Below are 23,201 nucleotides of genomic sequence, written 5' to 3'. Positions count from 1 at the left end.
CGGGCAGTGCCGGCCGTTCCGCTGCGCGGTGTCGACGGGGCGGGCGGCTCGATGACGCCGGCACCTCCGAGCCCTCGGCCGCGGTGGCTTCGTGTGCCGCCGTCGCCGTTAGGCGCGAGTGCGCCCCGTCAGGGCACCCTCGGACCGGCGCGGCGGGCTGGGGCGCGGACCGGCCGCACTCGCGGGCCACGGTGCACACCGGCAACCGGCTCTCCCACCGCGTCGGCATGAGCCGGTCGACCGGTCCGGTCACACGCTCCACCGATCCGCCGTGGTTCTCCGTCGAGACGGTGACCCCGGCGTCCACCCGGGCCCGCCGGGCCCGGGTGGGAGGACGGGTCAGTCCTTGATCTCGCAGATGGCCGCGCCGGACGTCACCGACGCGCCGACCTCCGCGCTCAGGCCCTTGATCGTGCCCGAGCGGTGCGCGTTGAGGGGCTGCTCCATCTTCATGGCTTCCAGGACGACGACCAGGTCGCCCTCCTTGACCTCCTGGCCCTCCTCCACGGCGATCTTCACGATCGTGCCCTGCATCGGGGAGGCGAGGGTGTCACCGGAGGCGACCGGGCCGGACTTCTTCGCCGCCCGCCGCTTCGGCTTGGCGCCGGCCGCCAGGCCCGTACGGGCCAGGGACATGCCCAGCGACGCCGGGAGCGACACCTCGAGGCGCTTGCCGCCGACCTCGACGACCACCGTCTCCCGGCCCGCGTCCTCCTCGGCCTCCACGTCCGCGGCCGCGGAGAACGGCTTGATCTCGTTGACGAACTCGGTCTCGATCCACCGGGTGTGCACCGTGAACGGGTCCGCCGAACCGGTGAGTTCCGGAGCGAACGCCGGGTCGGTGACGACCGCGCGGTGGAACGGGATCGCCGTCGCCATGCCCTCGACCTGGAACTCCTCCAGGGCGCGGGCGGCCCGCTCCAGCGCCTCCTTGCGGGTCCGGCCGGTGACGATCAGCTTCGCCAGCAGCGAGTCCCACGCCGGACCGATGACGCTGCCGGACTCCACGCCCGCGTCCAGGCGCACGCCCGGACCGGACGGCGGGGCGAACGCCGTGACCGTGCCGGGCGCGGGCAGGAAGCCCCGGCCCGGGTCCTCGCCGTTGATGCGGAACTCGAAGGAGTGGCCGCGCAGCTCCGGGTCGCCGTAGCCGAGCTCCTCGCCGTCGGCGATGCGGAACATCTCCCGTACGAGGTCGATACCGGCGACTTCCTCGGTGACCGGGTGCTCGACCTGCAGACGCGTGTTGACCTCCAGGAAGGAGATCGTCCCGTCGAGGCCGACCAGGAACTCCACGGTGCCGGCACCGACGTAACCGGCCTCCTTGAGGATGGCCTTGGACGCCGAGTACAGCTGGTCCACCTGGGCGTCGGACAGGAAGGGCGCGGGGGCCTCCTCGACGAGCTTCTGGTGCCGCCGCTGGAGTGAACAGTCACGCGTGGACACGACCACCACGTTGCCGTGCCGGTCCGCCAGGCACTGCGTCTCCACGTGCCGCGGCTTGTCCAGGTAGCGCTCCACGAAGCACTCGCCGCGGCCGAACGCGGCCACCGCCTCGCGCACGGCCGAGTCGTACAGCTCGGGCACCTCTTCGAGGGTGCGGGCCACCTTCAGTCCGCGCCCGCCACCGCCGAACGCGGCCTTGATGGCGATCGGCAGGCCGTGCTGCTCGGCGAACGCGACGACCTCGTCGGCGCCGGAGACCGGGTCGGGCGTGCCCGCCACCAGAGGGGCGCCGGCCCGCTGGGCGATGTGCCGGGCGGCGACCTTGTCCCCGAGGTCGCGGATGGCCTGCGGCGGCGGACCGATCCAGATCAGCCCCGCGTCCAGGACCGCCTGCGCGAAGTCGGCGTTCTCGGAGAGGAAGCCGTAGCCGGGATGGATGGCGTCGGCCCCCGACTCCCGCGCGGCCTTCAGCACCTTGTCCATGTCGAGGTAACTGGTGGCCGGAGTGTCACCGCCCAGGGCGAACGCCTCATCCGCGGCGCGGACATGCAGAGCGTCCCGGTCCGGATCGGCGTAGACGGCAACGCTCGCGATTCCGGCATCCCGGCAGGCCCGGGCAACGCGGACAGCGATTTCGCCACGGTTGGCGATGAGCACCTTGCGCACTTGAGGCTCCCTCCTTGAAACAAGCCGAGTTTAGGGACTGCCGACACGACACATCGACCCGTCCCCAGTGGTGAGCTTGCCCACACGGAGCGTGATGCGAGGCTTGCTCGACCCGCGAAATCCCTTGTCGCACCTCGGTACGCAGGACTCCTCCGGGAAACCCTAGCGGCCTCGTGTGGTCAAGGTCTCTGTGAGAGCGTGCTGCGGCCCACTTCGATTCTTTGTCGAGTCCCTACGAATGGCCCAATGATTCTTTGCCACTCGCGGAACCCTTGTACCGAGGTATACCCGTGAGTAGCCTTCGCGTCGGCCCGAACATACTCGGGGTAACCGCAGTCGTGCTCGAGAGGGAGTGGAGCCGGTGGTGCGCAGACCGGTGGCGTGGGCCGTGGCGCTCGTGCTGTTCGCCGAGGCGCTCGGCATCGCGGCGGTGAACTGGTTCCTGGGCGTCGTCGTCGACCGGCAGGGCATGTCGCTGGCGGGCCTCGACCCGCACATGATGTCGGTGTCCTCGAAGGCGGGCGGGGTCGTCTTCGGGCTCTACTTCGCCCTGTGCGGCCTCGTGGCCCTGCTGGTCGCGCTGCGCGACCGGGCGCCCGCCGGGGCCGGCAAGGTGCTGCTGGTCAGTGCCGCGGTCGTGCACGCGCTGCTGGGCGCGTTCGCCTGGGGGCTGATCGGCTGGACCGCGTTCTCGTTCATGGTGGGCGTACTCGGGCTGATCGTGCTGCTCCTGATGACGTACGACAGCCGCGCGGAGGGCGGGCCCGCCGGCACCGCACCTGAGGGCGGCACCGGCAGCTCTCCCCTCACCCCTCCGGCCGCGCCCACAGCTCCGTGATGCCGACACCCAGTTCGGCCAGGAGACGGCGCAGCAGGGGGAGGCTGATGCCGATCACGTTGCCGTGGTCGCCGTCGATGCCGTCGATGAACGGTGCCGAGCGGCCGTCCAGGGTGAACGCCCCGGCCACGTGCAGCGGTTCGCCCGAGGCGACGTAGGCGGCGATCTCCTCGTCCGAGGGATCACCGAAACGGACGACCGTGGACGCGGTGGCCGAGGAGTACCGGCCGCTGAGCGTGTCGTAGACGCAGTGGCCGGTCTGGAGCGTGCCCGCACGGCCCCGCATCGCCTTCCAGCGCGCGGTGGCCTCCTCGGCGTCCGCGGGCTTGCCGAGGGCCCGGCCGTCCAGATCCAGCACCGAGTCGCAGCCGATCACCAGAGCGCCCTTGACCTCCGGCTTCGCGGCCACGAGGGAAGCCTTGGCCTCGGCCAGGGCGAGCGCCAGGTCGGCGGGGGTGGGGGCGGTGACGGCGTCCTCGTCGACCCCGCTGACGATCACCTCGGGGGCCAGTCCGGCCTGGCGGAGCAGCCCGAGCCGGGCGGGGGACTGGGAGGCGAGCACGAGGCGGCGGCGCTGGTCAGCTGTCATGCGGTCAGCGTATCGACGTCGCCCGCACGGCTCACCTCACGCCGATCACGATCATGGCGAGCACCATGGCCAGCGCCATGAGAACGCCCAGCCGCCGCAGCATGTCCTGCGTGTCCCGCAGTTCTTCGGGCGGCTCGTTCTCGGGGTCGGACCACAGCATGCAACCAGCGTGGGGCTTCGCAGGTCAGCGTGCCTGAGTACGCGTACTCAAGTAGGGGCGCGGCGCTCCCCGCCGTGCGGGGTGCGCCGCGCCCCGGGTGGGGCGTCGTCGTCAGCTCGGCCAGTAGGTGCGGGCCCACGACGTCTGCCCCGGACGGGGCAGGTGGTGCGCGGCGATGCGGGACGGGTCGGACCAGGAGTCGCGGGGTGCGGGCGCGCCGGACGGCACGGCGGACGCCGCCGCGGCGCGGGCCCGGACCACCGCCAGTGCGGCGGCCAGCTCCTCCGGGGTCGGGTTGCCCCGTACGACCTTGATCACAGCAGCTCCTTCACGAACCTCAGAGGGGGATGTTGCCGTGCTTCTTCGGGGGCAGGCTCTCGCGCTTGGTGCGCAGCTGGCGCAGCCCGCGGACGATGTGGCGGCGGGTGTCGGACGGCATGATCACCGCGTCGACGTAGCCGCGCTCGGCAGCGACGTACGGGTTGAGGAGGGCGTCCTCGTACTCCCGCATCAGCCGGGCGCGGGTCGCGTCCGCGTCGTCCGACTCGGCGATGGTGCGGCGGTGCAGGATGTTGACGGCGCCCTGCGCGCCCATCACGGCGATCTGGGCGGTGGGCCAGGCCAGGTTGAGGTCGGCGCCCAGGTGCTTGGAGCCCATCACGTCGTACGCGCCGCCGAACGCCTTGCGGGTGATGACGGTGATGAGCGGGACGGTGGCCTCGGCGTAGGCGAAGATCAGCTTGGCTCCGCGCCGGATGATGCCGTCGTGCTCCTGGTCGACGCCGGGCAGGAAGCCGGGGACGTCCACGAAGGTGATGACCGGGATGTTGAAGGCGTCGCAGGTGCGGACGAAGCGGGCCGCCTTCTCGGAGGCGGTGATGTCCAGGCAGCCGGCGAACTGCATCGGCTGGTTGGCGACGATGCCGACGGGGCGGCCCTCGACACGGCCGTAACCCGTGAGGATGTTCGGCGCGAAGAGGGGCTGCGTCTCGAAGAACTCGCCGTCGTCGAGGACGTGCTCGATGACCGCGTGCATGTCGTACGGCTGGTTCGCCGAGTCCGGGACGATCGTGTCGAGTTCGCGGTCCTCGTCGGTGATGGTCAGGTCCGCCTCCTCGGGGAAGGCGGGGGGCTCGGAGAGGTTGTTGGACGGGAGGTACGACAGCAGCTGCTTGACGTACTCGATCGCGTCCTTCTCGTCGCCGGCCATGTGGTGGGCGACGCCGGAGGTGGAGTTGTGGGTGCGGGCGCCGCCCAGCTCCTCGAAACCGACGTCCTCGCCGGTGACCGTCTTGATGACGTCCGGTCCGGTGATGAACATGTGCGACGTCTGGTCGACCATGATCGTGAAGTCGGTGATCGCGGGGGAGTAGACCGCGCCGCCCGCGCACGGGCCCACGACCAGGCTGATCTGCGGGATCACACCGGAGGCGTGGGTGTTGCGGCGGAAGATCTCGCCGTACGCGCCGAGGGAGGCCACACCCTCCTGGATACGGGCGCCGCCGGAGTCGTTGATGCCGATGACCGGGCAGCCGGTCTTCAGCGCGAAGTCCATGACCTTGACGATCTTCTGGCCGTAGACCTCGCCGAGGGCTCCGCCGAAGACGGTGAAGTCCTGCGAGAAGACGGCCACGGGACGGCCGTCGACGGTTCCGTAGCCGGTGACGACGCCGTCGCCGTAAGGGCGGTTGGCGTCGAGACCGAAGTTGGTGGAGCGGTGCCGGGCGAACTCGTCCAGTTCGACGAAGGAACCCTCGTCGAGCAGGAGATCGATCCGCTCACGCGCCGTCAGCTTGCCCTTGGCGTGCTGCTTCTCGACGGCGCGTGCGGAGCCGGCGTGCGTCGCCTCTTCGATACGACGCTGAAGATCCGCGAGCTTGCCCGCGGTCGTGTGAATGTCAGGCTGCTGCTCTTCCGGCTCGGACATCGGGATGCGGCTCCCTGCCTGCTCAAAAGGGGGGACGGTTACTCATCCGTAGCGTAGTGGGGGGCCTTGACTTCGGCAGTGCGGCGTTTCCCACACCTAGGGTGGCTTGCATGACGCCGCGAGATGCCTCAGAGCAAGAGCCGCAGGAGCCCAGGGAGCCGCACGGGAACCGGTGGTCCGACTTGGACCGGCCGCCGCTCAACGCGAGCGCGTTGAGGCGGGGGCTGGTGCGGGAGGGGGCGTTGTGGTCCCGGCTGGACGTGGTGCAGCGGACGGGGTCGACGAACTCGGATCTGGTGCAGCGCGCCGTGGCAGGTGAGGTGGGGGAGGGCGCGGTCCTCGTCGCCGAGGAGCAGACCGCCGGGCGGGGACGGCTGGACCGGCGGTGGAGCGCGCCGGCACGCTCCGGGCTGTTCTTCTCCGTGCTGCTCACTCCGCGCGAGGTGCCGGTGGACCGGTGGGGCTGGCTGCCGCTGCTGACGGGTGTGGCGGTCGCCACCGGGCTGTCGCGGGCGGCCGGGGTCGATACGGCGCTGAAATGGCCGAACGACGTGCTGGTGACCGTGGGGGGAGCCGAGCGCAAGGCCGGCGGGATCCTCGCCGAGGGCGCCGGGGAGGGGCGCGTCGTGATCGGGGTCGGGATCAACGTCAGCCTGCGGGCCGAGGAGCTGCCGGTGCCGACGGCGGGGTCGCTGGCGCTGGCGGGGGCGGTGGGGACGGACCGGGATCCCCTGTTGCGGGGGATGCTGCGGTCGTTGGAGGAGTGGTACGGGCGGTGGAGGGCCGCGGGCGGGGACGCGGGGGCATGTGGTCTGCAGGAGACGTACGCGGCGGGGTGCGCGACGCTGGGGCGGACGGTGCGGGCGGAGCTGCCGGGGGACCGGGCGCTGGTGGGTGAGGCGGTCGCGGTGGACGGCGACGGACGGCTGGTCCTGGCCACGTCGGCGGGTGTGCAGGAACCGGTGGGCGCGGGTGACATCGTCCACCTGCGCCCGGGTGTGTGATCTCGGGCTCGGGCCTTCCCTTGCCGCTTTCCGCTTTCCGCGGGCAGCCGTGCCGCCACCCCGCCGCCTCCGCTCTCCGCGGGCAGCCGTGCCGCGGGGCGGCACGGGTGGGCGCGACGGCGCCCCGTCCGCGCCGGGCTGCGCGGACACCGCCGGCCCGCACCAGCGCAGGGCGCCACTGCAGCGCCTGGCTGCGTCGACGTCCCTGGCCCACCCCGGCGCCCGGGCCTGCGAACACCGGGCGGTGGGCCCCTCCCCGGCCGCCGCAGGCCCCCGCACCCCCTGGCCCAACCGAACGGAGTGAGCTGGCGCACACCTGCCGTAGAGTTGAGGCCGGTCGATACAGGGCCGTGGCAGATCGGAAGGGCAACAGACGCGTGACCGTCGACGACTCCGGTTCCGGTGCGGACGCGCAGGGCGCCGGCGAGGATCCGCTTGCTCTGCGCCTCGAGCAGCTCATCCTGGGCGCCGAGCGCCGCTACACACCGTTTCAGGCGGCCCGGAGCGCCGGCGTCACGATGGAGCTGGCCACCCGCTTCTGGCGGGCCATGGGCTTCGCCGACGTCGGCCAGGCCAAGGCGCTGACGGAGGCCGACGTGCTCGCGCTGCGCCGGCTCGCCGGTCTGGTCGAGGCGGGGCTGCTCAGCGAGGCCATGGCGGTGCAGGTGGCGCGTTCCACCGGGCAGACCACCGCCCGGTTGGCCGAATGGCAGATCGATTCGTTCCTGGAAGGGCTGACCGAGCCGCCCGAGCCGGGAATGACCCGTACCGAGGTGACGTATCCGATCGTCGAGCTGCTCCTGCCCGAGCTGGAGGAGTTCCTGGTCTACGTCTGGCGCCGGCAGCTCGCCGCTTCGGCCGGGCGGGTCGTGCAGGGGGCCGACGACGAGGAGATGGTCGACCGGCGGCTGGCCGTCGCCTTCGCGGACCTCGTGGGATTCACGCGGCTGACCCGGCGGATGGAGGAGGAGGAGCTCGGCGAGCTCGTCGAGGCCTTCGAGACCACCGCCGCCGATCTGGTCGCCGCGCGCGGCGGGCGGCTCATCAAGACGCTGGGCGACGAGGTGCTCTACGCCGCCGACGACGCGGGCACCGCCGCGGAGATCGCGATACGGCTGATCGAGACCATGGCGAACGACGAGACCATGCCGGAGCTGCGGGTCGGCATGGCGTTCGGCACGGTGACCACCCGGATGGGCGATGTGTTCGGGACCACGGTCAATCTCGCCTCCCGGCTCACTTCCATAGCTCCCCGTGACGCGGTGCTCGTCGATGCCGCGTTCGCCGAGGAGCTGATCCGTACCGGTGACGCGCCCGCCTCCGAGGCCGCCGCGGCCGAGGCGGTGGCCGCCGCGGAGAAGGAGGGCGAGGAACCGCCGACGTACCGGTTCGCGCTTCAGCCGATGTGGCAGCGGCCGGTGCGTGGGCTCGGCGTGGTGGAGCCCTGGCTGCTCACGCGCCGCGACGGTGACGCTCCTTCGTCCTCGTAGTTCGTCCGGGTCTTCCTCCTCTTTCCTCTTTCCTCGTCGGCGTCTCAGCGGGGCTGTTCGCCCACGCACAGGCCGATGACCGGCACGCACAGTCCCGGAGCGGGCTCGGGGGCCGGTTCCGGCGGGGGAGGTGCCGGTTCGTGGGGTGGGCGCGGGGGCGGCTCCCCGTGCGGGGGCGGTGGCGGGCCGGGGGCGCGGGGCGTGCCGGGGGGTCCGCTCGTCGGGGGTGTGGGGGTCGGCGGGTCCGCGGTCTCCGGGACGGTGGTGGGGATCGGGGGCCGTTCGCTCGCGGACGGTGGTGGTCCGGGTGGGGTGAGGGGGCGGGTGTCCTTGCCGCCCAGGGCTCTCGGGGAGGAAGGACTGGCCTGCGGGGCAGGTGTCGTTCCCGCCGTGTGGGGTGCGGGCGTGCCCGTCGGTGTGCTCGGGTCCGCGTGCGCGTGCGGGGTGGGGCCGTGGCCTGCCTCCACGCCGGTGCCGCCGTCGGGCGCCGAGGTCAGGCGGATCAGGGTCACGGCGCCCGCGGCCAGCGCCAGACCGCTCGCGGCCAGCAGCGCCTTGCGGGGGCGGGGCCTGCGGTGGCGGCCCCGGGCGGGGAGACGGCCGGTAGGGGTGGGTGGTCCGGCGGTGTGCGGAGCCGGGTCCGCCGGTGGTGGTTTCGGTGTCATCGGTGTCCCTCCCCGGCCGCGCGCCGCCGTGTGCGCACGCTAGGGGCCGGCGGGGGAGGGCGGGGTCGGAGTCGGCCGGATGTCACTCGAACGGGTGGCCGGGGGGTGACGAGGGAACTGGACGTGCGCCCTTTTCCGGGTGGGCGTCGGCTGCGATGATCGGGACGAGCGAGAAGTTAACCCGCGTTAACCGGAGGGTGCCATGAGTGAGGAACGGTTCGGGGAGTTCGTGCTGGTGCGCCGGCACGAGCGGGGGCATGTCGCGGAGCTCGTCCTCGACCGGCCCAAGGCCATGAACGCCGTGTCGACCGAGATGGCCCGGTCGATCGCCGGAGCCTGTGCGGCGCTGGGCGAGGACCGTGACGTACGGGCGGTCGTGCTGACCTCGTCGCACGAGCGGGCCTTCTGCGTGGGCGCCGACCTGAAGGAGCGCAACTCCTTCAGTGATGCCGATCTGGTGCGGCAGCGGCCCGTGGCCCGCGGGGCGTACACCGGGGTGCTGGACATGCCGGTGCCCACGGTGGCCGCCGTGCACGGATTCGCGCTCGGGGGCGGCTTCGAGCTGGCCCTGTCGTGCGATGTGATCGTGGCCGACCGTACGGCGGTGGTGGGGCTGCCGGAGGTGTCCGTCGGGGTCATCCCGGGTGGGGGCGGTACGCAGCTGCTGCCCCGGAGAGTGGGGGCGGCGCGGGCCGCCGAGCTGATCTTCACCGCGCGCCGGGTGGAGGCCGGCGAGGCCCGGGAGCTGGGGCTGGTCGACCAGTTGGTGGAGGAGGGCCGGGACCGGGAGGAGGCGCTGGCCATGGCGGCCCGGATCGCCGCGAACTCGCCGGTGGGGCTGCGGGCGGCCAAGCGGGCACTGCGGCTCGGGCACGGGCTGGACCTGCCCGCGGGCCTCGAGGTCGAGGACGGCGCCTGGCGGTCCGTGGCGTTCTCGGGGGACCGGGCGGAGGGGGTCGCCGCCTTCAACGAGAAGCGCCGCCCGGAGTGGCCCGGGGAGTAGCGGAGGTGCTCGTCGTTCGCCTTCCCGATGTCCCGGTTCGGGTGGAATCTCCCTAATCTGGGGTTATGGGTGAGGACAGCCGGCTGGCGGCCGTGGTGGCGCTGGCGCAGGGCATGGCCGCCGCGCACGGTTCGCGGGAGGCCTGGCGTGCCGCGGCCGGCGGGGCCTGCCGGGCGCTGGGCGGGAGTTTCGCCGCGCTGTCGGTGTGGGAGCGGGAGCTCGGGCGGCTGCGGGTGCTGGTGAACGTCGGAGAGCTGGCCGCGGGGGAGGAGGAGTTCCCGGAGGACGAGTCCTATCCGGTGCATCAGTTCGCCGAGATCACCGAGTTCCTGCATGAGCGGTGGGCGGGCGGTGGTGAGCCCGACGCCTGGGTGGAGACCGCCGAGGGGACCTCGGAGGGGCGGGCGGGGTACTGCCACCAGCGGGTCGCGGCCCTCAGGCGGCGCGGGCGCGGGTGCTGTGTGGTCGCGCCGATCGTGCTGCACGGGCGGGCGTGGGGCGAGCTGTACGTGGCCCGGCGGGCCGGTGCGCCCGTCTTCGGGCGGGGTGACGCCGACTTCGCGATCGTCCTGGCGGCCGTGGTGGCGGCGGGGATCGCGCAGACCGAGCGGCTGGAGGAGGCGCGGCGGCTGGCCTTCACCGACGCGCTGACCGGGCTGGCCAACCGGCGTGCCGTGGACGCCCGGCTCGACGAGGCGGTGGAGCGGCACCGCCGGGACGGGGCCGTGGTCAGCCTGGTGGTGTGCGATCTGAACGGCCTGAAGCGGGTCAACGACACCCTGGGGCATGCCGTGGGGGACCGGCTGCTGGAGCGGTTCGGGAGCGTGCTGTCGCTGTGCGGGGCCATGCTGCCCGGCGCCCTGGCCGCGCGGCTCGGCGGGGACGAGTTCTGCCTGCTGGCGGTGGGGCCGTCGGCCGACGCGGTCGTCAAGGCCGCCGACGAGGTGTGCCGGCGGGCCGAGGAGCTGGGCATCGGGGACGGCGTGGCCTGCGGTGTCGCGTCCACCGAGGACCCCATCGGGCCGGTGCGCACCGCCCGGCGGCTGTTCCGGCTGGCCGACGCGGCGCAGTACCGGGCGAAGGCCGAGCGGGCCGCCCGCCCCGTGGTGGCCGGGCGGGAGGGGCCCGACGACGCCGTCGTGCGGCTGGCCGACGAGCCGTCGCGGGCGCGGGACGGGGAACGGCGGCGGTTCCGGGGACGCCATTCCCCGTAGCGCGCCGGTAAGGGGCGCGGGGCGGATCGAGGGGTGACATCGCCGCATTCACTGCGTACGCTCCTGAATATGGATATGCACACTGTGGTGGTGGGGACATCCGGCGTGACCGCGTCCGACGTGCTCGCCGTGGCACGCGGCGGTGCCCGCGTCGAACTGTCCGCGGAGGCGGTGGCCGCCCTCGCCGCGTCCCGGGAGGTCGTGGACGCCCTGGCTGCCAAGCCCGACCCCGTCTACGGGGTGAGTACCGGCTTCGGCGCCCTGGCGACCCGGCACATCAGCCCCGATCTCCGCGCCCGGCTCCAGCGCAACATCGTCCGCTCGCACGCCGCCGGGATGGGGCCGCGGGTGGAGCGTGAGGTCGTCCGCGCGCTGATGTTCCTGCGGCTGAAGACCGTCTGCTCGGGGTACACCGGGGTCCGCCCCGAGGTCGCGCGGACCATGGCCGACGTGCTGAACGCCCGGATCACCCCGGTCGTCCACGAGTACGGCTCCCTCGGCTGCTCCGGAGACCTGGCCCCGCTGTCCCACTGTGCCCTCGCCCTGATGGGCGAGGGGGACGCGGAGGGGCCCGACGGCCGGGTGCGGCCGGCCGGTGAACTGCTGGCCGAGCACGGCATCCGGCCCGTCGAACTGCGGGAGAAGGAAGGGCTCGCCCTCCTCAACGGCACCGACGGCATGCTCGGCATGCTGGTCATGGCCCTCGCCGACCTGGACCTCCTCTACACGTCCGCCGACGTCACGGCGGCCCTGAGCCTGGAGGCCCTGCTCGGCACCGACAAGGTGCTCGCCCCCGGGCTGCACGCCATCCGCCCGCACCCGGGGCAGGCCGCCAGCGCCGCCAACATGCTCGCCGTGCTGGAGGGGTCGGGGATGACGGGGCATCACCAGGACGACGCCCCCCGGGTCCAGGACGCCTACTCGGTGCGCTGCGCCCCGCAGGTCGCCGGTGCCGGGCGGGACACCCTCGCCCACGCCCGGCTGGTCGCGGAGCGCGAACTCGCCGCCGCCGTGGACAATCCGGTGGTCCTGCCCGACGGGAGGGTGGAGTCCAACGGGAACTTCCACGGGGCACCGGTCGCCTACGTCCTGGACTTCCTCGCCATCGCCGCCGCCGATCTCGCCTCCATCGCCGAGCGCCGTACCGACCGGCTGCTGGACAAGAACCGCAGTCACGGACTGCCGCCGTTCCTCGCCGACGATCCCGGCGTGGACTCGGGGCTGATGATCGCCCAGTACACGCAGGCCGCGCTGGTCGGCGAGTTGAAGCGGCTCGCCGTGCCGGCGTCGGCGGACTCGATCCCGTCCTCCGCGATGCAGGAGGACCATGTCTCCATGGGCTGGTCGGCGGCCCGCAAACTCCGCACGGCCGTCGACAACCTCACCCGGGTCGTCGCCGTGGAACTGTACGCCGCCGCGCGGGCCGTGGAACTGCGGGAGCAACTGACGCCGGCTCCGGCGACGCGGGCGGTCATCGAGGCCCTGCGGGAGGCGGGGGTGGGCGGCCCCGGTCCGGACCGGTACCTGGCCCCCGACCTCGCGGCCGCGGACGCGTTCGTGCGGGACGGGCGGCTGGTCGCGGCGGCGGAGAAGGTCACCGGGCCGCTGCGCTGACCCGGGCGAGGCCCCGCGGCCGGGACGGTCGCGGGGCCTTGACCTCCACCGGGCCCTAGAAGTCCAGCCGTTCCCTGCGCACCGAGTAGACGACGAAGCCCGCGCCGAGCGCGAGGCTGGCCGTGCCGCCGATGACGTACGGGGTGCTGTCGAAGCTGCCGGTGTCCGCGAGGCGGACCTCCTGGCCGGTGCTCTCCAGCGAGGCGGACGTGGTGCCGGACACGACTCTCGCCTGCTCGGTGACCCGTGGGGACGGACTCGCCGACAGCGTGTCGGCCACCGGGGTGTCCGACGACGCGTTGGCGGAGGGGACGAACCACAGGGCGCACAACAGGGTGCCCGCGGCGGTGGCGGTCAGCAACGGACGGAGCGCGGATGACACGGAATATCGATCCCCTTGTGGCGCTGGCGAATTGGCCGTGTGGTGCGATGTTAATGAAAGGCGCGGGTCACAGGAAAGTCACGGGAGCCCGAAGCCGTACGCTCCGGATATGAGCACTCCAGAGACATCACGGTTTGTCCGGCTTCGCGTGGAACTCGTTCTCGAAGTCGAGGACGAGGAGGCGGTGACCGGCGCCGCACTGCACAGGATCGCCGAAGAGGGCGATATGCCGGCCGAGGAACGGGTACACGCCGAGAGCGCTGTGACGGAGGACTCCGCGGAGGCGCTCGCGTACCTGGTGGACCCGTTCAGTCTGGTCGGCGAGGTGCCGGGGGTCGAACTCCTGCAGGCCTCCTGGAGCAGCGAGCAGATCGACTACGACCCGGACTCGCCGGAGTGGGACCTCGACGAGGACGACGGGGACGAGCCCCACGGCACGGACGACGGAGCGGAGCGGGCCGGCTGAGGCGACTTGGGGAAATCGTGACCCCGCGCGGCAACCGCCGCCGGGGCCACGACGTCTCAACTGGAGCACAGACCGCCGTTCTCGCCGTTCGCCCCCGTGGACGTGGTGAGCCCCACACCCGTGGGCCGTGGGGAACCGGATCACCCGGTCGTAGCGTTGATGGTTGTGACGAGGTCTCCTGTGCTTCGCGCCGGGGACTCGTGGGGTTGGGATTCGGCAACGATGGAGAAGCGTGTGATGACGGACGGTAAGCGGCGCAGGCGTCTGGCGGCCGCGTCCGCTCTGCTCGGCGGAGTGCTGGTGCTCTCGGCGTGTTCCGGCGGAGACGACGGCGCGTCGGGCGGCGACGGCAAGGACACCTCGCAGGCCCAGGTCGACGAGGCGGCGGCCAAGAAGTCCTCCGAGGCGCAGATCAGGATCACGCCGAAGGACGGCTCGAACAACGCCTCCATCAACAACTCCGCGGCCGTCACCGTGAGCAAGGGCACCCTGACCGAGGTGAAGATGACCACCTCCGAGGGCACCGCCGTCGAGGGTGAGATATCCGCGGACAAGAAGAGCTGGAAGCCCAGCGCCCAGCTCGAGCGCGCCACCACTTACAAGGTGACGGCCACCGCCGAGGACTCCGAGGGCCGCGCCGCCCACGAGAACGCGTCGTTCACCACGGTCTCCCAGGGCAACAGCTTCATCGGCAACTTCACTCCGGACAACGGCACCACGGTCGGCGTCGGCATGCCGGTGTCGATCAGCTTCGACAAGGCCATCACCAACAAGGCCGCCGTCCAGAAGGGCGTCACCGTCTCCACCACCAGTGGCCAGGAGGTCGCCTGTCACTGGTTCGGCGCCAACCGCATGGACTGCCGGCCCGACGAGTACTGGCAGGAGGGTTCCACCGTCACCCTGAAGCTGGCGCTCGACGGCGTCGAGGGCGCCCAGGGCGTGTACGGCGTGCAGCAGAAGACGGTCACCTTCAAGATCGGCCGCAACCAGGTCTCCTACGTCGACGCCAAGACCAAGCAGATGAAGGTGACGCAGGACGGCAAGACCGTCCGCACCATCCCGATCTCCGCCGGGGCGCCCGAGAACAAGACGTACGAGGGCCAGATGGTGATCTCCGAGAAGTTCAAGGAGACCCGGATGAACGGCGCGACGGTCGGCTTCACCGACGACGACGGCAAGGGCGAGTACGACATCAAGGACGTGCCGCACGCCATGCGTCTGAGCACCTCCGGCACCTTCATCCACGGCAACTACTGGGGCGCCAAGTCCATCTTCGGCAGCGTCAACACCAGTCACGGCTGCATCGGCCTGGCCGACGCCAAGGGCGCAGGCGACCCGAACACACCCGGTTCCTGGTTCTACGACAACTCGATCGTCGGTGACGTGGTCGTCGTCCAGAACACCGGCGACAAGACCATCGCCCCGGACAACGGCCTCAACGGCTGGAACATGAGCTGGGAGCAGTGGAAGGCGGGCTCGGCGGTCTGACGCCTCCCTCCGGACACGGAGCACCCACACCCCACGTGACCGATGCCCTCGTCCCTTCCTCCGGGAGCGGACGGGGGCATCGTCCGTGCACGGCGGCCCCGCCACGCCGGAGGGGGCTGCCACCCCCCAACCATGCGATCACGTAACGGAGTTCCGCCGGTGGCGTTACAGTCGCCCGGCGACTTCGGCACCCCTTCCCGAAGTGGTTGAGCCCCTTGATCGCTCCTCGCCATACTGCGTGATCCGGGGGGTGCGCGCATGCGTACGAGACCCCCCCCGGCCGGGTGACGGTGCTTCGCCCGGCAACTCCGCTAGGGGGAACCTTGCGCAGACAAGTGAAGAGGGCGGGCGCGGCCGCGGTCGCCACGGCCACGGCGGTGGCGCTCGCGGCGGGCATGGCCGGCCCGGCGTCGGCGAACGGGGAACGCACGCAGGCCGGTTCGGCCGCGGGGGCGTCCGAACCGAAGACCAAGGACCGGGTCACCCTGATCACCGGTGACCGGGTCGTGGTGGACGCGGAGGGACGCGCCGTCGGGCTGGAGCGGCCGAAGGGGCGGGAGCACATACCCGTCCAGGTCCGCGAGGTCGACGGCCACACCCTCGTGCTGCCGGTGGACGCCGCCCGGCTGGTCGCGAGCGGCAGGCTCGACCAACGGCTGTTCGACATCACCGAGTTGCACAAGGCCGGGACCCGCGGCTCGCAGCAGCGCGGTCTGAAGGTCATCGTCGGCTACAAGGGCGGGGCGGCCACCGCCAAGGCCGGGGTCCGTGAGGCGGGCACGGTCCACCGGACCCTGAAGTCCCTCAACGCGGAAGCGGTCCAGACCCCGCACGAGGAGGCGCCCGCGCTGTGGGACGCCCTCACCGACGGGGACCGGACCGCCTCCGGTGTCGCCCACGTGTGGCTCGACGGGGTCCGTGAGGCGTCCCTCGAGACGTCCGTGGCACAGATCGGCACCCCCAAGGCGTGGGCGGCCGGTTACGACGGCAAGGGCGTCAAGATCGCCGTCCTGGACACCGGCGTCGACGCCACGCACCCGGACCTCAAGGGCCAGGTGACGGCGGCCAGGAACTTCACCTCCGCGCCCACCGCCGGCGACAAGGTCGGCCACGGCACCCATGTCGCGTCCATCGCGGCCGGTACGGGCGCCGGATCCAAGGGCACGTACAAGGGCGTCGCGCCCGCCGCGAAGGTCCTCAACGGCAAGGTCCTCGACGACTCCGGCTTCGGCGACGACTCCGGCATCATCGCCGGCATGGAGTGGGCGGCCGCCCAGGGCGCCGACGTCGTCAACCTCAGCCTGGGCGGCATGGACACGGCCGAGGTCGACCCGCTGGAGGCGGCGGTCGACAAGCTGTCCGCCGAGAAGGGCATCCTGTTCGCCATCGCCGCCGGCAACGAGGGTCCGCAGTCCGTCAATTCGCCGGGCAGCGCGGACGCCGCCCTCACCGTCGGCGCCGTCGACGGCAAGGACGTGCTCGCCGACTTCTCCTCCACCGGCCCCCGCGTCGGCGACGGCGCGATCAAGCCGGACGTCACCGCCCCCGGCGTGGACATCACGGCCGCCTCGGCGAAGGGCAACGACATCGCCAAGGAGGTCGGCGAGAAGCCGGCCGGCTACATGACCATCTCCGGTACGTCGATGGCGACCCCGCACGTCGCGGGCGCGGCGGCGCTGTTGAAGCAGCAGCACCCCACGTGGACCTCCGCCGAGCTGAAGGGCGCGCTCACCGGTTCCACCAAGGGCGGCGCCCACACGCCGTTCGAGCAGGGCTCCGGACGCATCCAGGTCGACCGGGCCGTCCAGCAGACCGTGATCGCCGAACCGGTGTCGCTGAGCTTCGGCGTCCAGCAGTGGCCGCACCACGACGACAAGCCCGACACCGAGCGGCTGACCTACCGCAACCTCGGCACCGAGGACGTCACCCTCAAGCTGACGTCGACCGCCACGAACCCCCTGGGCAAGGCGGCCCCGGCCGGCTTCTTCACGCTGGGCGCCGGCACGGTGACCGTCCCGGCGGGCGGCACGGCGTCCGTGGACCTCACCGTCGACACCCGGCTCGGCGGCACCGTCGACGGCGCCTACTCGGCGTACGTCGTCGCGACGGGCGGCGGGCAGACCGTGCGCACGGCGGCCGCGGTGCAGCGCGAGGTGGAGTCGTACGACCTGACGCTGACGTTCCTCGACCGCGCGGGCAGGCCGACGGCCGACCACGTCGCCGGCCTGGCCGGCACGTCCGGCCCGGGTGCCGGACAGTGGTCCCCGGTGTACGACGCCGACGGCACCGCCACCGTCCGCATGCCCAGGGGCGGTTACGTCCTGGACGCCGGGATCCTCGTCGGCTCCGACCCGGAGGAGTTCCAGGGCGCCGACTGGATCGCCCAGCCGAAGCTGGACCTGACCAAGGACACGGCGATCACGCTGGACGCCCGCAAGGCCAAGCCGGTGGACATCACCGTGCCGGCCAAGTCGGCCAGGCCGGAGTTCGCCTCCGCCACCTACACCGTCGACACCGAGGACGCCTCCCTGTCCTTCGCCTGGTGGCTGGAGTCGTACGACGACTTCCGCTCCCTGCACCTCGGTCCGCAGATCACCGACGGCTCGCTGCACCAGCAGTGGGACGCGCACTGGACCAAGGGCGCCAAGGAGCAGTACGACACCGTCGCCGGGGCCAGGGTCAAGAAGCTCGCCACCGGCTACACCCGGCACTACAAGGCGGGCGAGTTCGCCACGGTGAACGTCGGCATGGGCGCGGCGGCGAAGGGCAAGAAGGGAACCGTCGCCGCGACCGGCTGGCTGCCCGGAGGCGGCGGCGCCTCCTCGATCGGCGTGCCGCAGGCGCTGCCCGGCACCCGCACGCTGTACCTGTCCACCTCGGGCGGGGTGAAGTGGGACCTCGACTTCACCCAGCTGGGCGGGGTCGACGCGGACGGCTGGCCGGTCGCCGACGCCGGTTACCTCATCGGCTCCGAGCTGGGCGTGAAGGCCGGCAAGAAGTACCTGCAGACCGTGAACACCGCCGTCTTCGGACCGAGCCTGACCGCGGACACCGGTCTCTTCCGGGACGGCAACAGCATCACCGGGTTCCTGCCGCTGTTCGCCGACGGCAAGGGCCACTTCGGCTACTCGGAGCTCTCCTCGGCCACCACCAGCCTCTACCGCAACGGCAAGAAGATCGGCGCGCACGACGACCCGCTGCTCGGTGACGGGGAGTTCACGGTCCCGGCCGGGGACGCCGCGTACCAGCTGACCACCTCGGTCAGGCGCGGCGCCAAGGTCGCCGCCGCGTCCACGCGGATCGACGCGAGCTGGACCTTCCGCTCCAGGAAGACCGCCGGCCCCACGCAGCTGCCCGCCTCCACGGCCCGCTTCCACGCGGTCACGGGACTGGACAGCAAGGTGAAGGCCGGCCAGAAGGTGAGCTTCCCGGTCACCGTGGAGGGCGCCGCCAAGGGCAGGAACCTCAAGTCCCTGACGGTGTACGTCTCCTACGACCACGGCAGGACCTGGAAGAAGACCACCGTCACGAAGGGGAAGATCACCGTCAAGAACCCGGCGAAGGGGAAGGCCGTCTCCTTCCACGCCAAGATCGCCGACAAGAAGGGCAACAAGTCGACGATCTCGATCTACAACGCCTACTACGGCAAGTAGACGCCGGTCCGTGAACGGCCCGCCGGAAGCGGTACGTCCGGCGGGCCGTTCCGCACGTCCGGGCGGCCCCGCCTCACGGGGCCGCCGCGTCCGCTCCCGACCGCGTCGCGTCCGCGCCCCAGCTGGCCAGCAGCCGCAGGGCCTCCGCCGACGGTGACCCCGGCTCCGCGAAGTACGTGACCAGCGACTGCTCGGAGCCCTCACCGGCCGGGCGGAACGACTCCCACAGCAGCGTCAGCCCACCGACCAGCGGATGCCGTACGCGCTTGATGCCGTGGCTCTTCTCCTTGACGTCGTGAGCGGCCCACAGCCTGCGGAACTCCTCGCTCTTGACGGACAGTTCACCCACCAGCGCGGCCAGTTGCGGGTCGTCCGGGTGGCGGCCCGCGTCCATGCGCAGATAGGCGACCATGTCGGACGCCTTCTGGTCCCACTCCATGAACAGGTCCCGGTAGTCCAGGTTCAGGAACACCAGCCGCGCCCAGTTCCGCTCCTGCGCCGGCATCCGGCCCCAGTCGCCGAAGAGCGCCGCCGCCATCGCGTTCCAGGCGAGGATCTCCGAACGCCGGCCCACGACGTACGCCGGGACCGAGTCCATCGACTCCAGCAGCTGCCGCAGCGCCGGACGGACCTGCTCGGCGCGCGGCGCCTGCTTGCGCCGATGCCGCTTCGGCTTCGCCAGATGCGTCAGGTGGGCGCGCTCGGCGTCGGTGAGCCGCAGGGCGCGGGCGATCGAGTCGAGCACCTCCGCGGACACGTTGCGCCCGTTGCCCTGCTCCAGCCGCGTGTAGTACGCCACGGACACCCCGGCGAGCTGCGCCAGCTCCTCGCGGCGCAGGCCCGGGACCCGCCGGTGACGTCCGAAGTCCGGCAGGCCCACGTCCTGCGGCTGCAGCCGGGCGCGCCGGGTCCGCAGGAACTCGCTGAGCTCGGCCCGCGGGTCGAGGCCGCCGCTCGCGGGGCCGGCCGGGTCGGTGTGCTGCTCGTCCATGCTGTCCAGTATTCCCGGTCGTACGCACAGCAGCCTGTCCCCGCCAGTGGTACGCACGGCCAACGTAGGCAGAAGGGTGGGCTGGGTGGGCCGCGCGCGTTGCCGCAGGCTGGAGGCCGTGCCCGGGCCGCACAGAAGGCGGCCGGGCTTGCCACCCCACGAGGAGAACCCCGGCATGAGCACTGTTGCCGCGTACGCCGCGCCCGCCGCCAAGGCTCCGCTCGAGCGGACGACCATCGAACGGCGCGAGGTCGGCGAGCACGACGTCCTGATCGACATCAAGTTCGCGGGCATCTGCCACTCCGACATCCACCAGGCCCGCGAGGGCTGGGGCGAGGCGATCTTCCCGATGGTGCCCGGACACGAGATCGCCGGAGTGGTGTCGGAGGTCGGCCCCGGTGTCACCCGGTTCGCGGTCGGCGACCGGGTCGGCGTCGGCTGCATGGTCGACTCCTGCCGCGCGTGCGACAACTGCAAGGCGGGCAGGGAGCAGTACTGCACCGCCGGCATGACCGGCACCTACAACGCCATCGACCGCAACGGCGAGCCCACCTACGGCGGCTACGCGCAGACGGTCGTCGTCGACGAGAACTACGTGCTGCGCATCCCCGACGGCCTGTCCCTCGACGTCGCCGCGCCCCTGCTGTGCGCCGGCATCACCACGTACTCCCCGCTGAAGCGCTGGGGCGCGGGCCCCGGCAGGAAGGTCGCCGTCGTCGGCATGGGCGGCCTCGGGCACATGGCCGTCAAGATCGCGCACGCGCTGGGCGCCGAGGTGACGGTGCTGTCGCAGTCCCTGCGCAAGCAGGACGACGGCCTGAGGCTCGGAGCCGACCACTACCGGGCCACCTCCGACCCGAAGACCTTCGAGGAGCTGCGCGGCACCTTCGACCTGATGGTGTCGACCGTGTCGGCCCCGCTGGACCTCGACGCCTATCTGTCCCTGCTCGGGACGGAGGGCACGCTGGTCAACGTGGGCGCCCCCGAGGAGCCCGTCTCCCTCAACCTGTTCTCGCTGATCGGCGGCGGCCGGTCCCTCGCCGGCTCGCAGATCGGCGGTATCGCCGAGACGCAGGAGATGCTGGACTTCTGCGCCGCGCACGGCATCGGCGCCGAGATCGAACTGATCGCCGCGGCCGAGATCAACGAGGCGTACGAGCGGGTCCTGAACAGTGACGTCCGCTACCGCTTCGTGATCGACACGGCGACGATCTGACCCGGGCGGGCCGTGGGCCCTCGGCGGGCGGGAGGGTTTCCCTCCGGCGTGAGCGCGGCCGGGTGCGGACTCAGTCGTACTCCACGTAGAGCGGGCTGGCCACGATCAGTCCCGGGCCGTCGCCCCCGGTGAACCCGGTGGTGACGCGGGCGTAGCCGCGCATGGGAGCCGCGGTCTCGGGGTGCGTCCGGGCGTCGATGCGCTCCAGCAGACCCCGCAACGCGGTGACCAGGGACGGCCGCCGCCCGCCCTCCCGGGCGGTGAGGTCGCCGGGGAGGGCGGCCAGGAGAGCCCCGGGGGCGCTGGCGTCGGAGCCGATGAGGTTCCGTACCAGCTCACCGGATTCCGGCGTCCCGTCGGTGACCCGCGGCAGCAGTCCCGTGATCAGGTGCTCGGCGGAGCCGTGCAGCAGCAGCCGTACGGCGCGGTCCGGCGCCGGGGTGTCCGCGAAGAACACCATGGCCGGATCGACGCTCTCCAGGGCGAAGTAGTTCAGCGGCGCCTCGAAGGCGACCCACTGGCCCGGCCGCAGGCCCTCCTCCGCGTACCAGCGCGCCGACTCCTCGACCCGGCGGACGACGCGCGTGAGGTGTCTGCCCCTGAGGTCGGGCCCGGCACCGGCCGGGGGGTCCACCTCCACACCGCCGAACGGTGTCGAGAAGCTGACCCGCTGTCGGGGCCAGGCGGACCGGAGTCCGGGCAGGAACTGCGAGAGTTTCCGGTCGGACAGGTAGATCACTTCCTGCACTCCTGCTCCGTTCGTCAGAAGTCGGGGACGGGGGCTCAGGGGCCGTTTTCACACGTCCTGCAGACCGAGGAACTCGAACGCCGCCGTGGGCAGCAGCTCCGACGGCCGGTACATCCCGTCCGGTCCTGGTTCCATGTCACGCGCGATCCGCACCAGCAGTTCCCCCAGATCGGGACGTTCCGCGGGATCCCGGCGCAGGCACTGCGCGACGACGCCGGAGAACTCCTCCGGCACACCGCTGAGGTCGGGGTCGCCGCCCTGCATGCGCATCATGATCGACAGGGCGTTGCCGCCCGGGTAGGGGCTGTGCCCGGTGGCGGCGAAGACCAGCACCGCCCCGAGGGCGTACACGTCGCTGGCGGGCGTCACCTTCCGGGCGTCCACCGCCTGCTCGGGCGACATGTAGGCGGGGGTGCCCAGAGTGGTGTGGGCGACCGTCAGCTTGCTCGCCGCGACCGCGGCCGCCAGGGCGAGACCGAAGTCGATCACCCGCAGGCCGTCGACGCCCACCAGCACGTTGGACGGTTTGAGGTCCCGGTGCACGATCGCGGCGGCGTGCACGGAGCGGAGCGCCTCGACCAGCTGGGCGGCGACCCAGCGCAGGGCGTCGAGGGGCAGGGGGCCGCAGGCGTCGACGAGGTCCTGGAGGGAGGGGGCGGAGACGTAGGCGGTGGCCAGCCAGGGGATGTCCCCGGTGGTGTCCGCGTCGACGACGGGGGGTGCGTAGAAGCCGTTGACGCCCCGGGCCGCGGCGACCTCCCGCTTGAAGCGTTTGCGGAACTCCGGGTCGTCGGCCAGCTCCTCCTTGACGACCTTGATCGCGAGCAGCCGTCCGGCCAGGGACTGGCCGAGGAACACCCGGCCCATGGAACCGCTCCCGATCCGCCGCAGGACGGTGTACGGCCCCACCGTCCGCGGGTCGAAGGACTGCAGGGGCTTCCATCGGGAGGTGGGGTCCCACTCGTGGTGCTGCGGCCGGAGCACCGAGCCGGCCGGCGGGTGCCCCTCCGAACGCGGTTCCGGCCGCGCCGCCCCGGGCGGTCCCGGCCGGGACGGGACCGACCGCTGCTCCGGCATGCGCTCCTGCGCGGCGGGCCGGAGCTCGTGGAGCCCCGGTTGCGCGGTGTGAGCCCCGGCGAAGGGCTCGGAAGCCGGCCGGGGGAAGGCGTCCGCCCGGGGCGCGGACGCGGGCGGCGGCTCCTGCGGGCCGGCCGGCGGCACCTGCGCGGTGGCCGTGGGCGCGGGGGGAGCCGGCTCGGGCGGCCCGGCGCTCAACGGTCCGGTGGGCGGCTTCCGGCGGGCCTCGGCGAATACGAAGCGCAGCCGGGCGGCGAGACGCGGCGGCAGCCGGTCCCCGGTGCGGAACGCGGCGGCCGTCCGCCGGTGGACCTCGGTGAGGAGGACGTCCGCCGGCATGTCCAGTTCCGCGGCGAGTGTCCCGACGGTCACGGCCGGGCCCTGCTGCGCGGCGCTGAGGGCGCCCGCGAGCTCACGGACGGCCGGGGCTTCGACGAGCGAGGAGGCCGAGCGCACGGCATGGCCCAGTTCGTGCAGCTTGGCCACCACGGCCGTGCTCTCTACCCCGAACTCCTCGGCCAGTTCGTAGACCCGTACGTTCGCCACACTCGACTCCTCGACCGG

20 protein-coding genes are annotated in these 23,201 nt (G+C 72.4%); 10 read left to right on the top strand and 10 right to left on the bottom strand.

Annotated elements, in window-relative coordinates; genetic code table 11:
- Positions 1-339 precede the first annotated feature (339 nt).
- Positions 340-2,112, bottom strand: a complete 1,773-nt coding sequence (locus ACZ6A9_RS02145; RefSeq protein WP_468976592.1) for an acetyl/propionyl/methylcrotonyl-CoA carboxylase subunit alpha — start codon at positions 2,110-2,112, stop codon at positions 340-342.
- A 361-nt stretch (positions 2,113-2,473) separates the two neighbouring features.
- On the opposite strand from ACZ6A9_RS02145, the gene ACZ6A9_RS02140 reads away from it, so the two are divergent.
- The gene (locus ACZ6A9_RS02140) at positions 2,474-2,950 is read left to right on the top strand and encodes a hypothetical protein (protein WP_468976590.1); all 477 of its coding nucleotides are present in this window, start codon (positions 2,474-2,476) and stop codon (positions 2,948-2,950) included.
- On the opposite strand, the gene ACZ6A9_RS02135 is transcribed toward ACZ6A9_RS02140, so the two are convergent.
- The 4 genes from ACZ6A9_RS02135 to ACZ6A9_RS02120 all read right to left on the bottom strand — a co-directional run bounded on the left by ACZ6A9_RS02135 (position 2,919) and on the right by ACZ6A9_RS02120 (position 5,626).
- On the bottom strand, positions 2,919-3,539 hold the full coding sequence (locus ACZ6A9_RS02135) for a Maf family protein (protein ID WP_468976587.1): 621 nt from the start codon (positions 3,537-3,539) through the stop codon (positions 2,919-2,921). The genes ACZ6A9_RS02140 and ACZ6A9_RS02135 overlap by 32 nt on opposite strands.
- Before the next feature lie 31 nt (positions 3,540-3,570).
- Entirely contained in the window at positions 3,571-3,699 is a 129-nt protein-coding gene (gene mmpB, locus ACZ6A9_RS02130) for a morphogenic membrane protein MmpB (protein WP_267482369.1), read from the bottom strand.
- 111 nt (positions 3,700-3,810) lie between these two features.
- Positions 3,811-4,017 carry an acyl-CoA carboxylase epsilon subunit gene (locus ACZ6A9_RS02125; RefSeq protein WP_190101222.1) on the bottom strand — a complete coding sequence of 69 codons (207 nt, stop codon included), beginning with the start codon at positions 4,015-4,017 and terminating at the stop codon, positions 3,811-3,813.
- 19 nt (positions 4,018-4,036) lie between these two features.
- Positions 4,037-5,626, bottom strand: a complete 1,590-nt coding sequence (locus tag ACZ6A9_RS02120; protein ID WP_468976584.1) for an acyl-CoA carboxylase subunit beta — start codon at positions 5,624-5,626, stop codon at positions 4,037-4,039.
- Positions 5,627-5,736: 110 nt separating this feature from the next.
- On the opposite strand from ACZ6A9_RS02120, the gene ACZ6A9_RS02115 reads away from it, so the two are divergent.
- Positions 5,737-6,630, top strand: coding sequence for a biotin--[acetyl-CoA-carboxylase] ligase (locus tag ACZ6A9_RS02115; protein WP_468976581.1), 894 nt, complete (start codon positions 5,737-5,739; stop codon positions 6,628-6,630).
- A 377-nt stretch (positions 6,631-7,007) separates the two neighbouring features.
- Positions 7,008-8,120: an adenylate/guanylate cyclase domain-containing protein gene (locus ACZ6A9_RS02110; RefSeq protein ID WP_468976578.1), complete on the top strand. Its 1,113-nt coding sequence runs from the start codon at positions 7,008-7,010 to the stop codon at positions 8,118-8,120.
- Positions 8,121-8,164: 44 nt separating this feature from the next.
- Here the strand turns inward: ACZ6A9_RS02110 and ACZ6A9_RS02105 are convergent, their stop codons facing one another.
- The gene (locus ACZ6A9_RS02105) at positions 8,165-8,785 is read right to left on the bottom strand and encodes a hypothetical protein (RefSeq protein ID WP_468976576.1); all 621 of its coding nucleotides are present in this window, start codon (positions 8,783-8,785) and stop codon (positions 8,165-8,167) included.
- A 202-nt stretch (positions 8,786-8,987) separates the two neighbouring features.
- Here ACZ6A9_RS02105 and ACZ6A9_RS02100 point away from each other — a divergent pair, with 202 nt between their 5' ends.
- The 3 genes from ACZ6A9_RS02100 (at position 8,988) to hutH (ending at position 12,616) form a co-directional block, all read left to right on the top strand.
- Entirely contained in the window at positions 8,988-9,788 is an 801-nt protein-coding gene (locus tag ACZ6A9_RS02100; protein ID WP_468976572.1) for an enoyl-CoA hydratase/isomerase family protein, read from the top strand.
- A gap of 65 nt (positions 9,789-9,853) precedes the next feature.
- Positions 9,854-11,002, top strand: a complete 1,149-nt coding sequence (locus tag ACZ6A9_RS02095; protein WP_468976570.1) for a GGDEF domain-containing protein — start codon at positions 9,854-9,856, stop codon at positions 11,000-11,002.
- A gap of 75 nt (positions 11,003-11,077) precedes the next feature.
- Positions 11,078-12,616, top strand: coding sequence for a histidine ammonia-lyase (gene hutH / locus ACZ6A9_RS02090; RefSeq protein ID WP_468977932.1), 1,539 nt, complete (start codon positions 11,078-11,080; stop codon positions 12,614-12,616).
- 55 nt (positions 12,617-12,671) lie between these two features.
- Here hutH and ACZ6A9_RS02085 read toward each other — a convergent pair whose 3' ends face one another.
- Positions 12,672-12,998, bottom strand: coding sequence for an LPXTG cell wall anchor domain-containing protein (locus ACZ6A9_RS02085; RefSeq protein ID WP_468976568.1), 327 nt, complete (start codon positions 12,996-12,998; stop codon positions 12,672-12,674).
- Positions 12,999-13,146: 148 nt separating this feature from the next.
- Here ACZ6A9_RS02085 and ACZ6A9_RS02080 point away from each other — a divergent pair, with 148 nt between their 5' ends.
- The 3 genes from ACZ6A9_RS02080 to ACZ6A9_RS02070 all read left to right on the top strand — a co-directional run bounded on the left by ACZ6A9_RS02080 (position 13,147) and on the right by ACZ6A9_RS02070 (position 18,605).
- Positions 13,147-13,464 (top strand): hypothetical protein, encoded by a 318-nt coding sequence (locus ACZ6A9_RS02080; protein ID WP_468976565.1) that lies wholly within the window; start codon positions 13,147-13,149, stop codon positions 13,462-13,464.
- A gap of 237 nt (positions 13,465-13,701) precedes the next feature.
- Complete coding sequence (locus ACZ6A9_RS02075) at positions 13,702-14,952, top strand: L,D-transpeptidase (RefSeq protein ID WP_468976563.1); 1,251 nt, start codon at positions 13,702-13,704, stop codon at positions 14,950-14,952.
- A gap of 395 nt (positions 14,953-15,347) precedes the next feature.
- Positions 15,348-18,605: a S8 family peptidase gene (locus ACZ6A9_RS02070; RefSeq protein ID WP_468977930.1), complete on the top strand. Its 3,258-nt coding sequence runs from the start codon at positions 15,348-15,350 to the stop codon at positions 18,603-18,605.
- A gap of 73 nt (positions 18,606-18,678) precedes the next feature.
- On the opposite strand, the gene ACZ6A9_RS02065 is transcribed toward ACZ6A9_RS02070, so the two are convergent.
- Entirely contained in the window at positions 18,679-19,596 is a 918-nt protein-coding gene (locus ACZ6A9_RS02065) for a helix-turn-helix domain-containing protein (protein ID WP_468976560.1), read from the bottom strand.
- Positions 19,597-19,771: 175 nt separating this feature from the next.
- Between ACZ6A9_RS02065 and ACZ6A9_RS02060 the strand changes: the two genes are divergently transcribed.
- Positions 19,772-20,812, top strand: a complete 1,041-nt coding sequence (locus ACZ6A9_RS02060) for an NAD(P)-dependent alcohol dehydrogenase (protein ID WP_468976558.1) — start codon at positions 19,772-19,774, stop codon at positions 20,810-20,812.
- Positions 20,813-20,882: 70 nt separating this feature from the next.
- Here ACZ6A9_RS02060 and ACZ6A9_RS02055 read toward each other — a convergent pair whose 3' ends face one another.
- Both ACZ6A9_RS02055 and ACZ6A9_RS02050 read right to left on the bottom strand, forming a co-directional pair.
- Complete coding sequence (locus ACZ6A9_RS02055; protein ID WP_468976555.1) at positions 20,883-21,560, bottom strand: SAVMC3_10250 family protein; 678 nt, start codon at positions 21,558-21,560, stop codon at positions 20,883-20,885.
- Between the two features lie 48 nt (positions 21,561-21,608).
- Positions 21,609-23,183, bottom strand: a complete 1,575-nt coding sequence (locus ACZ6A9_RS02050) for a translation initiation factor IF-2 N-terminal domain-containing protein (protein ID WP_468976553.1) — start codon at positions 23,181-23,183, stop codon at positions 21,609-21,611.
- Positions 23,184-23,201: the final 18 nt, after the last annotated feature.

This window comes from Streptomyces sp. NPDC041124 (assembly GCF_055592385.1).
The sequence above is the reverse complement of the archived record's forward strand: the minus strand, read 5'-3'. Positions and strand labels throughout refer to the sequence as shown.

Excerpts from the sequence above, each read along its gene's own strand:
- ACZ6A9_RS02135 (WP_468976587.1), bottom strand. The coding sequence starts at position 3,539 with ATGACAGCTGACCAGCGCCGCCGCCTCGTGCTCGCCTCCCAGTCCCCC.
- mmpB (WP_267482369.1), bottom strand. The coding sequence starts at position 3,699 with ATGCTGTGGTCCGACCCCGAGAACGAGCCGCCCGAAGAACTGCGGGAC.
- ACZ6A9_RS02120 (WP_468976584.1), bottom strand. The coding sequence starts at position 5,626 with ATGTCCGAGCCGGAAGAGCAGCAGCCTGACATTCACACGACCGCGGGC.
- ACZ6A9_RS02115 (WP_468976581.1), top strand. The coding sequence starts at position 5,737 with ATGACGCCGCGAGATGCCTCAGAGCAAGAGCCGCAGGAGCCCAGGGAG.
- ACZ6A9_RS02105 (WP_468976576.1), bottom strand. The coding sequence starts at position 8,785 with ATGACACCGAAACCACCACCGGCGGACCCGGCTCCGCACACCGCCGGA.
- ACZ6A9_RS02100 (WP_468976572.1), top strand. The coding sequence starts at position 8,988 with ATGAGTGAGGAACGGTTCGGGGAGTTCGTGCTGGTGCGCCGGCACGAG.
- ACZ6A9_RS02095 (WP_468976570.1), top strand. The coding sequence starts at position 9,854 with ATGGGTGAGGACAGCCGGCTGGCGGCCGTGGTGGCGCTGGCGCAGGGC.
- hutH (WP_468977932.1), top strand. The coding sequence starts at position 11,078 with ATGCACACTGTGGTGGTGGGGACATCCGGCGTGACCGCGTCCGACGTG.
- ACZ6A9_RS02075 (WP_468976563.1), top strand. The coding sequence starts at position 13,702 with ATGACGGACGGTAAGCGGCGCAGGCGTCTGGCGGCCGCGTCCGCTCTG.
- ACZ6A9_RS02070 (WP_468977930.1), top strand. The coding sequence starts at position 15,348 with ATGGCCGGCCCGGCGTCGGCGAACGGGGAACGCACGCAGGCCGGTTCG.
- ACZ6A9_RS02065 (WP_468976560.1), bottom strand. The coding sequence starts at position 19,596 with ATGGACGAGCAGCACACCGACCCGGCCGGCCCCGCGAGCGGCGGCCTC.
- ACZ6A9_RS02060 (WP_468976558.1), top strand. The coding sequence starts at position 19,772 with ATGAGCACTGTTGCCGCGTACGCCGCGCCCGCCGCCAAGGCTCCGCTC.